The 14,434-nt window shown below is 67.5% G+C and carries 10 protein-coding genes and 1 pseudogene; 4 read left to right on the plus strand and 7 right to left on the minus strand.

The window, feature by feature from the left end; all coding sequences use genetic code 11:
- Nucleotides 1-148 precede the first annotated feature (148 nt).
- The 3 genes from FHY18_RS18590 to FHY18_RS18600 all read right to left on the minus strand — a co-directional run bounded on the left by FHY18_RS18590 (nt 149) and on the right by FHY18_RS18600 (nt 4,145).
- Complete coding sequence (locus tag FHY18_RS18590) at nt 149-532, minus strand: hypothetical protein (RefSeq protein ID WP_259158737.1); 384 nt, start codon at nt 530-532, stop codon at nt 149-151.
- 361 nt (nt 533-893) lie between these two features.
- The gene (rmuC, locus tag FHY18_RS18595) at nt 894-2,414 is read right to left on the minus strand and encodes a DNA recombination protein RmuC (RefSeq protein WP_259159300.1); all 1,521 of its coding nucleotides are present in this window, start codon (nt 2,412-2,414) and stop codon (nt 894-896) included.
- Nucleotides 2,415-3,137: 723 nt separating this feature from the next.
- Nucleotides 3,138-4,145 (minus strand): zinc-binding alcohol dehydrogenase family protein, encoded by a 1,008-nt coding sequence (locus FHY18_RS18600; protein WP_259158748.1) that lies wholly within the window; start codon nt 4,143-4,145, stop codon nt 3,138-3,140.
- 95 nt (nt 4,146-4,240) lie between these two features.
- On the opposite strand from FHY18_RS18600, the gene FHY18_RS18605 reads away from it, so the two are divergent.
- The 4 genes from FHY18_RS18605 to FHY18_RS18620 all read left to right on the plus strand — a co-directional run bounded on the left by FHY18_RS18605 (nt 4,241) and on the right by FHY18_RS18620 (nt 8,423).
- Nucleotides 4,241-5,164 (plus strand): LysR family transcriptional regulator, encoded by a 924-nt coding sequence (locus tag FHY18_RS18605; protein ID WP_259158751.1) that lies wholly within the window; start codon nt 4,241-4,243, stop codon nt 5,162-5,164.
- Between the two features lie 317 nt (nt 5,165-5,481).
- Nucleotides 5,482-5,712 carry a hypothetical protein gene (locus FHY18_RS18610; RefSeq protein ID WP_259159301.1) on the plus strand — a complete coding sequence of 77 codons (231 nt, stop codon included), beginning with the start codon at nt 5,482-5,484 and terminating at the stop codon, nt 5,710-5,712.
- A 200-nt stretch (nt 5,713-5,912) separates the two neighbouring features.
- Nucleotides 5,913-6,533 (plus strand): glutathione S-transferase, encoded by a 621-nt coding sequence (locus FHY18_RS18615; protein ID WP_259158754.1) that lies wholly within the window; start codon nt 5,913-5,915, stop codon nt 6,531-6,533.
- 474 nt (nt 6,534-7,007) lie between these two features.
- Nucleotides 7,008-8,423, plus strand: a complete 1,416-nt coding sequence (locus FHY18_RS18620) for an amino acid permease (protein ID WP_259158760.1) — start codon at nt 7,008-7,010, stop codon at nt 8,421-8,423.
- A 290-nt stretch (nt 8,424-8,713) separates the two neighbouring features.
- Here FHY18_RS18620 and FHY18_RS18625 read toward each other — a convergent pair whose 3' ends face one another.
- From FHY18_RS18625 to FHY18_RS18640, 4 genes and pseudogenes are all read right to left on the minus strand, one after another.
- Nucleotides 8,714-11,188, minus strand: a complete 2,475-nt coding sequence (locus FHY18_RS18625; RefSeq protein ID WP_259158766.1) for a GH92 family glycosyl hydrolase — start codon at nt 11,186-11,188, stop codon at nt 8,714-8,716.
- 95 nt (nt 11,189-11,283) lie between these two features.
- A pseudogene (locus tag FHY18_RS18630) lies at nt 11,284-11,529 on the minus strand (hypothetical protein); the annotation flags it as partial.
- A gap of 472 nt (nt 11,530-12,001) precedes the next feature.
- Nucleotides 12,002-12,391: a DUF2628 domain-containing protein gene (locus FHY18_RS18635; protein WP_259158768.1), complete on the minus strand. Its 390-nt coding sequence runs from the start codon at nt 12,389-12,391 to the stop codon at nt 12,002-12,004.
- Between the two features lie 270 nt (nt 12,392-12,661).
- Nucleotides 12,662-14,410, minus strand: coding sequence for a diguanylate cyclase (locus FHY18_RS18640; protein WP_259159303.1), 1,749 nt, complete (start codon nt 14,408-14,410; stop codon nt 12,662-12,664).
- Nucleotides 14,411-14,434: the final 24 nt, after the last annotated feature.

The following is a 14,434-nucleotide window of genomic DNA, read 5'->3' on the forward strand; positions in this document are numbered from 1 at the left end:
ACGTCCTGGACAGGTAGAGCCGAGAGCATAAACCGCCAAATGGCGCGAGCGACGCGGCTGGCTCATGGCGCTTGCAGTTATCTCCAGCGACGCGCACGGGCCAAGCGGCTGATCGGCCCGTGCAAGCGCTTGGACATATTTGAAGCCATCAATCGATGCACAACGCGGCCTGGCCCATGCCGCCGATCACTTCCTGGCGGCAACCGAAGCGGTCGCTGTCGCGCTGGCAGGTGCCGGTGGTGGCGGTACCGGTCGGCACGATGCTGGTGGCCAGGCAATCGCCGCTGCACTCGGCATTGTCGGTGCAGGTCTTGCCGGCATCGGCATACGGCACGATGCAACGCGGAATCTGCATGCGGCCTACCGGGCGCAGTTGGCCGCCTTTTGCGGTGCAGGCGGCAGCATCATCGGTGGAACCTGCGTTCGCAGCCGGTGGCGCGCTCGCTGCAACGCCGGACTTGGCGGCAGGCGTATTGCTACATGCGGCCAGCAGCAGCGCGCACAACATCGGGTGGATCCATCGGGCCGCCATGGGAATCTCTCTGGGACAAGGGGCCTACAAGCATCGCGGTGGCGATGTCTGCGTGGCGTGGTCGGCATGGGATGCCAAAAAAATATGCCGTTGTAGGAGCGCACCTGGGTGCGACGAGGCGTTATCGGTAATGTCCTGTCGCGCCCGGGTGCGCTCCTACGGTGGGCTGTCTGTTGGTTGTTGCGATGCCATCTGTGGATCGCTGCTGCCTGTCGCTGGAAGTAGCGTCGGGCCATTGCCGTTTGCTGCAGCCAGCGTTGTAGGAGCGGACCTGGGCGCGACGAGGCGTTATCGGTAATGCCCTGTCGCGCCCGGGTGCGCTCCTACGTGTGCTGGGTGTGGGCTGGCGTCTGAGGGTGGATCATTCCTGCTCGTCGCCGGGGTCGTCGTCGATGCCGTTCGCGGCATCGTCCAGCAGCGCCTGGGATTGGTCGCCGGAGAGCGTTTCCACGCCACGCAGGCGGCGTTCGATGGTGCGGGTCTTGCGGCTGGCCTCGCCCAGGCTCTTGCCGACGGTGCTGATCTGCCGCTCGGCCTTCTCCAGAATGCCGGCGAACTTGCCGAACTCGCTCTTCACCGCGCCCAGCACCTGCCAGACCTCGCTGGAGCGCTTTTCGATCGCCAGCGTGCGGAAGCCCATCTGCAGGCTGTTGAGCAGGGCGGTAAACGTGGTCGGGCCGGCCAGTACCACGCGATGTTCACGCTGCAGCAGATCGACCAGGCCGGCGCGGCGGATGACCTCGGCGTACAGGCCTTCGGTCGGCAGGAACATCACCGCGAAATCCGTCGTGTGCGGCGGGCAAACGTACTTGTCGCTGATGGATTTGGCCTGCACGCGGATGGCGCGCTCCAGCTGCGCGGTGGAATTCTTGATCGCGTCCAGGTCGCCTTTTTCCTGCGCGTCGATCAGCCGTTCGTAGTCCTCGCGCGGGAACTTGGCGTCGACCGGCAACCACACCACCGTGTCATCGCCGCGCCCTGGCAGGCGGATCGCGAAGTCCACTGCTTCAGCGCTGTCGGGTTTGACCCGCACGCCGCGCGCGTACTGCTCCATCGTCAGCGTCTGCTCGAGGATGTTCTCCAGCTGCACTTCGCCCCAGCCGCCGCGGTCCTTGACGTTGCTCAGCACGCGCTTGAGATCGCCGACGCCGGTGGCCAGCTGCTGCATTTCGCCCAGGCCGCGCTGCACCTGCTCCAGGCGCTCGGAGACGAGTTTGAAGGAGGCATCCAGGCGTGTATTGAGCGTGGTCTGCAGTTTTTCGTCGACGGTGGCGCGCATCAGTTCCAGCTTGCTGGCGTTGTCGTTCTGCAGGTTGGCCAGCTGTTGTTCCAGCGTGGCGCGCATTTCGCCGATGCGCAGTTCGTTGCGCTGGGTGAGTTCGGTCAGGCGTTGGCCCAGCGCCTCGGTGAAGCGCTGCTGCGACTCGCCGGCCTCTTGCCGGCTCTTGCGGGCATCTTCGGCCAGCGCGTCGCGCAGCGCGGCCATATGGGTGTCGGTGCGTGCGATCAGCTCGGTCAGTTGCTGGCCGAACACCTGGATGCGGGTTTCCTGCTGCTGGCCGAAGCCATCGAGCTGGGTGCGCAATTCGGTCAGCCGCAGGGTGAGCAGTTCGCCGGTACGTTGTTGCGCGAGGGCGCTTTCCTCGCGCGCCTTGCGGGCGTCTTCGCCAAGCGCATCGCGCAGCAGGTCCAGGCGCTGGTCGGTGCGGGTGGACAGTTCGGTGAGATTGCGCGCAAAGGTTTCCAGGCGGCCGTCCTGCTGGCGCGCCAGGCCTTCGAGCTGCTCGCGCAGTTCGCCGCGGCCGTCACGTTGTTCGCTGCGCAGCGCATGCTCCAGCGCAGTGGTGGAGGGACGCCGCAGCAGGGCCAGCAGCTGCAACACCAGGACTACCACGAGGAGTCCGAGAAGGATCAGGGATTCGGATGACATGCGTGCAGTGTAGCCGGGCCGGTCGCAGCGGCTGCGTCGGTGCGAGGCGGCCTGGGTGGTCGGTGATCAGGCCGCAGGCGCTCGGGACGTTGCGCCTGCGGCAATGCGCATCGGCGACTTCAGTGCGGCTAACGGCGTGGCGAGCCGGGCCGTGCGCCACTTAGCTTGTCGGTAGCCAATCGTTGCCACGCGCCGACAGCTGCGATCTGCAAGCGGTGGCGATCGCCTGCGCGCGGGATGAGCGCGGCGGTCGTCGCAGAGGACCATGCAGGCCATCCGGCAACGACATCGCTTCGGTCGCATCGTCGGACCGACACGATCGCCGCATGACGTACTGCGACGCGCGCAGTCGCCCACGACGACCTGGCGCATATCGCTCCGCAATGCACATCGCCCAGCGGTGCGCGTGCGCAATGCCGTGTCTGGCGATCGCACGACCTGCGCCCGGCAGGATTGCACGCGGCGACACGTCGCCAGAGACACTGACGCGTAGCGGCTCCCGGGCGCTGCACGTCGGCGATTCCGGGCGGCGGCTGGACACTGCAGTGCGCCGCGTCCTGTGCATCGCGCTGCGCCCGGCCCTGTTCGAGGCCGACCCCGCCCAGACGCCCGCTCTACGGCAAGCACGCATTGCTCGGCGCACCGGAACATGGCGCGATCGATGCCTGGCTGCAGTCAGAACCCTTCCAGTACCAGCTTGCCGCGGGTGCGATGCGATTCCAGGGCGGCGTGGGCGCGGCGCAGGTTGTCGACGCTGATGCGGCCGTAGTGCTCGCCCAGCGTGCTGCGCAGCGTGCCGCTGTCCACCAGCGCGGCAACGCGGTTGAGCAGGTGGTGCTGGGCGATCATGTCGTCGGTGGCGAACAGCGAGCGGGTGAACATGAATTCCCAGTGCAGCGACGCGCTCTTGCGCTTGAGCGGCAGCACATCCAGCGTGGCCGGGTCGTCGATCAGCGCAAGCTGGCCCTGCGGCGCGAGCACGTCGACCAGCTGAGTGAAGTGCTGGTCGGTGTGGGTCAGGCTGGCGACGTGCTGGACCTGGGCGATGCCGATGCGCTGCAAGCCCTCGCTGAGCGGCTGGGTGTGGTCGATGACATGGTGGGCACCGAGCGCATACACCCAATCCTGGGTCTGCGGGCGCGAGGCGGTGCCGATCACGGTCAGCCTGGTCAGCGTGCGCGCCAGCTGCACCAGGATCGAACCGACCCCACCGGCGGCGCCGACCACCAGCAGGGCCTGGCCCTGGCCGCCGCCTTCGGCGATGCGCAGGCGGTCGAACAGCAGCTCCCAGGCGGTGATGGCGGTCAGCGGCAGCGCCGCGGCGGACGCGTCGTCGAGCGTGGCAGGCTTGCGGCCGACCAGGCGCTCGTCCACCAGATGGTATTCGGCATTGGTGCCCGGGCGGGTCAGCGCGCCGGCGTAGTACACCGGGTCGCCAGGTTGAAACAGGCTCACCTCGCTGCCCACTGCATCGACCACGCCGCTGGCATCCCAGCCCAGCACCCGCGGCGACTCCACCGGCGCATTGGCGCGCACCTTGGTGTCGACCGGATTGACCGAGATGGCATGGATGCGCACGCGCAGGTCGCGCGGGCCGGGCTCGGGCAGCGGCAGCTCGAGTGCGACCAGCGCGTGCGGGTCGTCGATGGGCAGGCCGTGTTGCGGATAGGCGATGGCTTTCATGGGGCTGACCGTTGAGCGGGGAACTGCAGGGTGCGCCATCGCGATTCCCGGAAAAACCGGCAAACTGCGCAAGCAGTTTCACCATTGGAGAGAAGATGGTCCGGTTCGATGACCTGGCACTGTTCGTGCGCACCGCCGCGCTGGGCAGCTTTTCCAGCGCCGCGCGCGAGGCCGACCTGCTGCCCGGCCAGGCGAGTGCAGCCGTCGCCCGGCTGGAGCGGGCGCTGGACCTGCGCCTGTTTGCGCGCTCCACGCGCAGCCTGCGGCTCACCGCCGAGGGCGAGCAATACCTGCCCTACGCACGCCAGGTGCTGGAGCTGCTGCGCGATGGGCACGAGCAGGTGCGCGGCGGCGACCAGGCACTGCACGGGCTGTTGCAGGTGACCGCGCCTTCGGATCTGGGACGCAACGTGCTGCTGCCCTGGCTGACCGCGTTCCGCGCGGCGCATCCACGGCTCACCTTGCGCCTGCACCTGTCCGACCAGGTGGCGGACCTGTATCGCGCGCCGGTGGATGTGGCGTTCCGGCTCGGGCGCATCGACGATGCCGAGCATGTGGCGCTGCCCTTGGCACCGGACAACCGCCGGGTGCTGGTGGCCGCGCCGGACTATCTGCGCCGGCATGGGCGACCGGACACGCTGGAGGCACTGCGCGACCATGCCTGCCTGCTGTACGTGCTGGCCGGGCGCCCGTATGAGCGCTGGCAGTTCGAGGTCGATGGCCGCCGCCAGACCGTGCCGGTACGCGGGGCGATGCTGTGCGACGACGCCGACGTGGTGCGGCGGTGGGCGGTGGCCGGCGAAGGCATCGCCTACAAATCGTGGCTGGATGTCTGCGCCGATGTACAGGCGGAGCGTCTGGAGGTGGTGCTGCCCGTATACGGCGACCGGCTGCCGCTGCAGTTGGTCTGCCCACATCGCAAGCAGTTCTCACTCGCCATCCGCCAGCTGCATGCAGAGTTCGCGCAGCGCTGCCAGGCGATGACGGCGTTGTACCCGCTGGCTTCCGATGCGCGTTGACCTGCTGCGCCGGAAGATGGACGCGATGGATGGACACGCGCTTCGGCAAGCCGCACGTATCGTTGGACGGGCCAGGCGCATTGCGCCCGCAGCGGATGCATCGGCGTTCCTGCGCCCCGCTGCTGCCGGATCGATACGCTTCGGTAGTGGATTCGGCGGCCTCGCCAGGGCGATTCCGTTGAGGAAGGCGAAGCGTCGGTTACGACCAACATGCCATCGCAGCGCGGCATAGGTCTGCGCGACTGCCGCGCTCGTTGAGGCGCCCGTCACTGCGCGGCTTCTGGCCTGCGTGCATGTCAGCCCGCCGCTTGCCGTCGATGCAGCGCTACGGCAATCGCCAAGGCCACTCCGGCGTTGTGGCCTATGCGTTGGCAGACGGAGCGATCGCCGTGCGCTTTGGCAGTGGCCAAACCTATGTGTACACCGCCGACAGCGCCGGCGCCGAGGTGGTGGCGACCATGCAGCGCCTGGCCAAGGCGGGTCGCGGCTTGAGCACGTATATCAGCCAGAGCGTGCGCGACAGGGATGCGGACAAGAGTGCGTTGTAGGCGAGCGGCGACCGAGCAGGTTGCACGCGTCGCTCTGCACGGTTGCATGAAGATACAACTGCACATTGCAGCAGCCGCTGCGTTGAACACAGACGCGGCAGCCGTGCTGCTGCGATGATGCATCGACGCATTCGCAAAACGCAGCGCAGCAACCAGCGCAGTCGTCTCCGCGCACTCACCACATCCATCCTCGGGCGCCTATGCTGGACATCTACGGAAAGCCGACATCGATCAACGTGCGCAAGGTGCTGTGGCTATGCGACGAGTTGGCGCTGGACTACCGCCTGCATGCCTATGGCAGCGGGTTCGCCGCGGTAGACACACCCGAGTTTCTGGCGCTCAACCCGAACGGCCTGGTTCCGGTGATGCGCGATGGCGACCTGGTGTTGTGGGAGTCCAACACCATCTGCCGCTATCTGGCCGCACACAGCCAGCGCGCGGATCTGCTGCCGGCCGCGCCGGCCGCGCGCGCGCTGGTCGAACAATGGATGGACTGGCAGGCCACCGAACTCAACACCGCATGGCGCTACGCGTTCATGGCCACCGTGCGCGGCAGTGCAGCGCATACCGATCTGCACAGCATCGCGACCAGCGTGTCCGAGTGGAACCGGCACATGACCATCCTGGAGGCGCAGCTGCAGCGCGCCGGGCCTTATGTGCTGGGCGCGGGCTTTACCTTGGCCGATATCATGCTGGGCGTGTCCACGCAGCGCTGGTTCGCCAGTCCCATCGAGCGCCCGCCGCTGGCGGCGGTTGCGGCGTATTACGCGCTGTTGAAGACCCGGGCGGGCTTTCAGCGCCACGGCTGCACGGCGCCTTGAATGCGTCGTGCCATGGCCGCAGGGCGCATGCCAGACGCTGCGAGTGCGCATGGCATACGGCGTATCGCGCGGTCATCGCCGTCGCGCGGGTCGCTGCATGGCAGCGTTGGCCTGGCGGCCGCGCAGCGCCTGCACGGCCGTGCGTGCCGATCGCAGGCACACCCCCGGTAAGCAGCGCCCGCCACCACGCCGCTCGCGCTCGGCACTTGGGTCACGTCCCGCCAGACGCTTGCGCATCCTGCCTGTGCGTGCGCCCGAGCCGGACGCAGCCCCACAAGGTCTGCACCCGACTGTTTCGGCCCGGGCGACGGCGCGCTCGTTGCAGGAATCGCGGCATGGAGGGTGCGACTTGTCGCTCTGCTGCCAGGCGACGCGCGTGCCCTGCCCGCTTCGGCCGCATGACCTTGGACCGATAGCTTTGCTGCAGCGCGTTGGGCGACACTCGCGGATTCTTTTGGTTCCTTCGAGGTCCGCATGTCGTCTTGGCTCAGGCGCAAATCCATCGATCAGGTCACCGTGCACGAGGCTGGCCGGCAACTGGTGCGCAGCCTGAGTTGGCCGCACCTGATCGCGCTGGGCATCGGCGCGATCGTGGGCACCGGCATCTACACCTTGATCGGCGTGGGCGCGGACAAGGCCGGGCCGGCGGTGCTGCTGTCGTTCGTGGCGGCCGGCATCGTGTGCGCCTGCGCGGCACTGGCGTATGCGGAGATGGCCACGATGATGCCGGCCGCCGGCAGCGCCTATACCTACAGCTATACCGCGCTCGGCGAGAGCATCGCCTGGGTGGTGGGCTGGAGCCTGGTGCTGGAATATTCGCTGGTGGTCAGCACCGTGGCGGTGGGCTGGTCGGGCTATTTCGTCGGGTTCCTGCAGTGGTTGGGGGTCAATCTGCCGCATGCCTTGATTGCCGGGCCGCATGCCGGCGGCGTCGTGAACCTGCCGGCGGTGGTGATCACCTTCCTGGTGGCCGGCATGCTGATGGCCGGCACCAAGGAAAGCGCCACGCTCAACGCGGTGCTGGTGGTGTTGAAGATCATTGCGTTGGGCGTGTTCGTGGCGATCGCGCTGCCGGCGTTCAACAGCGCCAACCTGCAGCCGTTCATGCCGTATGGCTTCTCCAAGGCGATGGGCCCGGATGGCGTGGAGCGCGGGGTGATGGCGGCAGCGGCGATCATCTTCTTTGCCTTCTACGGCTTCGATGCCATTTCCACCGCAGCCGAAGAGACCAAGAACCCGGGGCGCGATCTGTCGATCGGCATCGTCGGCTCGATGATCGGCTGCACGCTGATCTACGTGCTGGTGGCGTTGTCGGCGGTGGGCGCGATGAGCTTTACCGTGTTCGGCAAGAGCCCGGAGCCGTTGGCGCTGATCATGCGCGAACTCGGCCACGGCAAGGCGGCGCTGGTGATCGGTGCGGTGGCGATCATCGCGCTGCCGACGGTGCTGCTGGCATTCCTGTACGGGCAGAGCCGGATCTTCTTCGTGATGTCGCGTGATGGCCTGTTGCCGCGCGGCCTGTCCAAGGTCAACGCACGCACTGGCACGCCGGTGGCGATCACCTTGTTCACCGCGGTGCTGGTGGCCGCGTTGGCGGGTGTGGCGCGGCTGGACGAGATCGCCGCGCTGGCCAACGCCGGTACGTTGGCCGCGTTTACGGCGGTGGCGGCGTGCCTGCTGGTGTTGCGCGTGCGCGAGCCCAGCCGTGCGCGGGCTTTCCGCACGCCGCTGGCCTGGGTGGTGGGACCGGTGGCGATCCTTGGCTGCCTGTATCTGTTCTGGAGCCTGCCGAGCACCACGCAGGGCTGGTTTCTGCTGTGGAACGCGCTGGGCGTGCTGGTGTACCTGGCCTATGGGCGGCGCAATAGCCGGCTGGCGAAGGTGGAGTAGTTCTCCCGGCGGGACATTGTCCCCCTGCATGGGGGAGAAGGGGGCCCGAAGGGCCGGATGAGGGGACGGGCGAAGCCTGGTGTCATCCACCTTGGTCAGTGGCTTTGCCCCGTACCCTCACCCCAACCCCTCTCCGCCAGGAGAGGGGCTTCAAGCTGCACACTACTGGTCCACGCTTGCGCCGCGGGTGCTCCAGCGCACGCGCGCCACGGCGCGCAAGTAGCGCCTTCTCGCCCGAAGGAGAGCGGCTCAGGCCAGGCGTCGCTCGCTCGACGCAGCGACGCTTGCGCTCACTGCGCTGCTGCAGGTGTGGCGCAGAACGAGGTTGGACGTGCATCCGCCTGGGTGCCCCAGCCTTGCGTGGGTGCCTGCCTGGTGAGCGCAACCGACAGCGTGCCGCCCTGCTGCAGCTGGGCCCAGTCCAGGAACACCTGCCGCTGCGGTCTACCGTTGAAACGCACGCTGTCCACGTATTGCAGCGCGCGGCCGTCCGCGCCAGGTGCGTCGATGCGCAGGCGCTTGCCGTTGCCCAGCTCCAGCGTGGCGCGTTTGAAGCGCGGGGCGTGCAGCAGGAACTGCCCGCTGCCCGGCACCGCCGGATACAGGCCGAGCGCACTGAACAGGTACCAGGCCGACATCGTGCCGAGGTCGTCGTTGCCGGTGACGCCGTTGGGTGCGTTGGTAAACAACTGCTGCGCAGCGCGCACCACGGTGGCGGTCTTCCATGGCTGGCCGATCAACGTGTACATCCACGGCGCATGCAGGTCCGGCTCGTTGTTGGGGTTGTAGCGGTACTGGTTGTAGTAGCTGTACGGGCCGACCACCCAGTGCGTGCGCGCGCCGTTGAGCGGATCCTTGAGCAGGTCCTCGTAGGCGAAGAAGGCGTCCAGGCGTTTGCCGGCCTGCTCGCTGCCGTGCATGGCCTGCAGCATGCCGGGAATGTCCTGCTGCACCAGCCATTGGTATTGCCAGGCGGTGCCTTCGTGGAAGCCGTGCTGCGAGCGTGGGCTGTAGTGATCGTCCGAGGGTGCGTACCAGCTGCCGTCTTCCAGCCGCGGGCGCGGAAAGCCGCTGAAGCCGGTGTCCGCATCGCGCACGCCGGCGTCCCAGACGTTGTGCCAGTTGCCGCCGCGTGTGCGTAGCAGCGCGCTGTCGTCGGGGTGGCCGAGCGCCTGCGCCATCTGCGCCAGCGCGCAATCGGCCAGCGCGTATTCCAGCGTGGCCGAGCCGCCGTGGTGCGGGTCCACGTCCATGCCCTTGGAGGGGAAGGCGCGGTCGTATTGCACGTAGCCATTGGCAAGATAACTGGCGTTGCCCGAGCGCCCCGAATGCCGCGAGTTGATCGGCGGCTGGCCGAAGGCGTTTTGGCGCAACGCGGCGTAGGCCTGGGCTTCGTTGCCCTGCAGCGCGCCGAAGCGCCACAGGTCGACCATGAAGGGCGTGACCGGATCGCCGGTCATGATGTTGGTGTCGAAGTTGGCATAGCCCCAGCGCGGCAGCCAGCCGCCCTGCTCGTGGATGGCCAGCAGCGAGCGGCCGATGTCGCGCGCGCGCGCCGGTTGCAGCAAGGCGAGCAGCTGGTTCTGCGAGCGATAGGTGTCCCACAGCGAGAAATACTCGTAGTAGGTCCAACCATCGGCGCGATGGATCGCATCGTCGAAGCCGCGGTAGCGGCCATCGGCATCGCTGCCGGTGAGCGGCTGCAACAAGGCGTGATACAGCGCGGTGTAGGCCACCGTGCGATCGTCGGCGCTGGCGCCGGCCAGCTGCAGGCTGGCCAGTTCCTTGCGCCAGGCCTGTTGCGCGCGCTGGCGCATCTGCTCCAGGCCCAGCAATTTGCCGCCGAGCATGCCGTCGGCGCGCAGGTTGTTGCGTGCACCCTCGGCATCCACGTGCGAGATGGCGCTGACCACGGTCACCGCGCGCGCATCCTTGCCCTTGCCCAGCGGGAAGCTGAGCCAGGCGCCGTTGGGCTTGAGTTCGCCGCCCATGCCGTGGCGCGCACCGGGTACGCCGCCGTCTTCGCCCCACACTCCGTGCGCGGTGAACGGGCGGTCGAATTCCAGCCGGAACCAGGTGGTGTATTCATGGCCGCCGCAGAAGCTTTGCGTGACCAGCTTGCCTTCGACCACGCGGTCGCCAACGATCTGCACCTGGCTGCCGATCACCACGTGGCGGTCGTTGGCCTGGGCCACGTTGATCAGCACATGGCCGGTGTCGGCGCCGGGCGCGAAGGTGTAACGCTCGGCAGCGGCGCGGGTGAGCGCGCTGGCTTCGGCGTCGATGCCGCCGTAGTCGGTGAGCCGCACCTTGTAGTAGCCGGCCTGGCCCACTTCGCCGTCGTGGGTGTAGCGGGCGGCGTAGCGCTTGTGGTCGAAGGCCTTGGCGTCGCTGGTATCGAAGTCGCCGCCCGGGCCGATGCTGCCGGTGACCGGCAATACCGAGACCTGCCCACCCTGCTCCCAGCAGCCGGCCCCCGACAGGAACGAATGGCCGAAGCCGCGGATGCTGGGGTCGTCGTAGCGCCAGCCGGCGTAGTGGGCGCCGATCGGGCTGACCTGGATCAGGCCGAACGGGGCCGACGCGCCGGGAAAGGTATTGCCGTCGTCCTTGCTGCCGATGAAGGTGTTGACCTGTGCCGGGTCCTGCGCAGCCAGCGGGCCGGCCAGTGTGACGCCGAGCAGGCACAGGCTGGCGGCGGCGCGGCGCCACCAGGAGCAAGACGGGGACGATGCAGCGGTGGCACGGGACACGGCAGACAACATGCGGGAATCACCTCGGGGGAGAGGGCGACGCGAACGTCGCAGGTGGGAAGCGTGCCTGCCGCGCCGAGGCGCCGGCAGGCACGCGCAACTGCGTTCTAGAAATCGAACACGTATTCTGCCGCGATCTCGCGGCCGACCGGGCGGAACAGGCGGAACAGGCGGCTGTTGTAGAACTCGTGATCGAGCTTGTACGGGTCCTTGTGGTTGTAGCCGGTGCTGTTGAAGAGGTTGTTGACGTAGAGGTTGAGCTTCATCGCCGGAGTGATGCGGTAGCCAGGATTGACGTTCCAGGTGATCGCCGGGCTTACGCGGCCGTAGTACTTGCGGGTGCTCTAGCCGAACGCAAAGAGTAAGCATTCGGCGTCCGATGCTCCACGCCGCGTCGCAACAAGGCTGGCGGCCTCAAGCAGACTCTTCGGATTGGAGTTCAATTGGATCAAGGCCTTGATCGGTTCAGTCCTGGTGCCAGGCCTGTTGTCGGCAGAACCAACGGGTGAGCTGGCTTGAGTGCATGGCGGATCCTTGCTGCACGCAGCCGGGTGGGTAGCCATTGCCGGACGGGCGCTGTGGATCTACCCGGAGGCGCTGCGGGGGAATAGCTGAAACTGCAAGCGCAGGGCGAGTGGCGGCGAGCGGTGCCAGCCGCCGTTGCAGCAGACGTCTTCTGACACGTGTGCACGGCAGAGGACGAGGTCGGTGGGAGGGAGCGGCGGGTACGGCCCGTCTATGAGCCGCCCATAAAAAAGCCCGGTCGTCGAACCGGGCTTGGCGTCAGGGCGGCAGTGGGAGGGTCCGCCGCCTGGCGGCCGTGACTTACCAGCGCATGCCTTCGAACGGGTTGAAGCTTGTGCTGTCCTTCACCTTGTCCAGGTAGTAGGCGTAGTTGGCGCTCATGCCGGCCAGCAGGGCCAGCGGGATGCTCAAAGCATTGCCCAGCGAACCGGGCAGGAACGAGGCAATGATGCCCACCACCAACCCGATGCCGATCAAGCCCAACGCCTTGCGCCACAAGCCCAGGATGAAGAAGTAGATGAAGCCGAAGAACAGCGCGTAGAAGTTCATGCCGACCTTGAGCTTCTCGCCGAACGGCAGTGTCTTCAGCGCTTCCTTGTAGGCAGGATCCTTGGGGCCGCCGTGACGGTCGAAGAAGTCGAAGCGGAACTGCCACTTGGGGCTGAGCTGGGTGCGGTCAAAGGTGTCCATTCCAATCCATGTAGTTGAAAACGGTTACATGATAGGCGATTGCGTATTCAGCGGCACGTGTTTTACAGCGAGCTCGACACCAGGCCGGCCCACACATGAGCCAGCGATTGCCCGGCCGACTTCCGTCCCGCAATACCAGCCGCTGTCGCTGCTCGCTGACACCAGTGCCGGGGCGCGCGCGGCGGCGGCGCCGGCCAGCGCACGCGGGCCAGGGAGTGCCCGGCCGACTCCAACACGAGGCCCGAGGCCAGGGTCCTGCAAGGCCAGCCGCTATCGCTGCTGGCTGACACCGGTGCCGCGGCGCGCGCGGCGGCGCGCGTAGAGCGCATGGTCGGCGCGGTCGACCACCGCGGTCAGCGCTTCGCCTTCCTGGCGCAAGGCCGTGCCCAGCGTGAACTGGATTGGCGCGTTGTCGCCGGCGGCCAGGTAGGTGCGCACCAGCTCTTGCAGCTGCTGCTCGCTGGCCTGGTGCAGCAGCACCAGGAATTCGTCGCCGCCCAGCCGCACCAGGTGGTCCTGGCGGCGCAGCGGATCGTTGAGAAACCAGGCCATCTGCACCAGCACTTCATCGCCGCGCTGATGGCCGTAGGTGTCGTTGACCAGTTTGAACTTGTCCAGGTCCACCACCACGCAGCCCCAGCGCACGCTGGCATCGCGCCTGTCCAGATCGTCCAGCAGGCGGCGATTGGAGCAGTTGGTCAGCGGGTCGGTGAACGACCATTCCAGCAACTGTTTTTCCTGCTGATACTGGTTGGTGATGTCCTGGGCGTGGGCCAGGACCAGGGTGGCGTCGGCTTCCACGTCGAGCACGTTGTGGTATTTCCAGTGACGCAGGCTGCCATCGCCGGCCACCAGTTCGATCACGCCCGAATCCTGGCCGTCCAGCACCATGCGCGACAGGTAGCCGCGCAGGCCGCCATGTCGCTCCGGGCGGATCAGCTCGAACAGCGAGCGGCCTTCCATCTCTTCCACACTGCGGCCCAGCGAGCGCGCCGCCGCCGGATTCACGCTGATCAGGCGGCCCTCCATGTCGTGGGTGCAGATCAGCCCCAGGCTGTACTGGAACATCTTGCGGAATTTGCGTTCGCTGGCCGCCAGCGCATCCACCGCACGGTGCCGGTCGGTGACGTCCTGGATGGCGCCGACCAGGCGCATGCGGCCATCCACATGTTCCACCGCGCCGGTGCTGTGCACCCACAGGTGGCGACCGGTGCTGCTGATCAACGGCAGCTCCAGATCCCAGGCAATGCCCTCATTGACGCAGGCATCCACCGCCTCGGTGATCACCGCGCGCGCTTCCAGCGGATAGAACGCGATGGCTTCGCCGAGGGTGGGCTGGTAGCCCGGCGGCAGGTCGTGCAGCCGGCAGGTTTCATTCGACCAGGTCAGCGTATTGGTGCCAACGTCCACTTCCCAACCGCCCACGCCGGCCACCCGCCCGGTGCGTTCCAGGAACGCCTCGCTCTCACGCAGCCGCTGCTGCAGCCGGGCATTGGTGTCGGCGCGCTCGAGCATCTCGCGGCGCTGCTCCAGGCCTTCGGCGGCGACCTTGGCAAGCTGTTGCAAGGCCGCCAGCTGGGCCGGCTCCAGGTGACGCGGGCGCTGGTCGATCACGCACACCGTGCCCATGCGCAGGCCATCGGACAGCACGATGGGGGCACCGGCGTAATAGCGGATGCCGGGCGCATCGGTGACCAAGGCGTTGTCGCAAAAGCGCGGGTCGGCCGGGGCGTCGGGCACCTCCATCACCGCATCGTCCTGGATGGCGTAGGCGCAGAACGCCAGCTCGCGCGCGGTCTCGGACACGCCGGGCAAGCCGATATTGGCCTTCCACCATTGCCGATGCTCGTCCACCAGCGACACCAGCGCGATCGGCGTGCCGGCGATGGCCTGCGCGGCCGCCGCCAGCGCATCGAAGAACGGTTCGGAGTCGGTGTCGATCACCTGCAACAGCGCCAGCCGCGCCAGACGCTGCGCTTCGCGGGTGGTGGATGACGCAACGGTGTCGCGCTGATTCAACGGCAAGCTCGCTCGTGCCCGGTA

The organism is Xanthomonas sp. 3793 (assembly GCF_024806835.1).
GTDB classification, from domain to species: Bacteria; Pseudomonadota; Gammaproteobacteria; order Xanthomonadales; family Xanthomonadaceae; genus Xanthomonas; species Xanthomonas arboricola_F.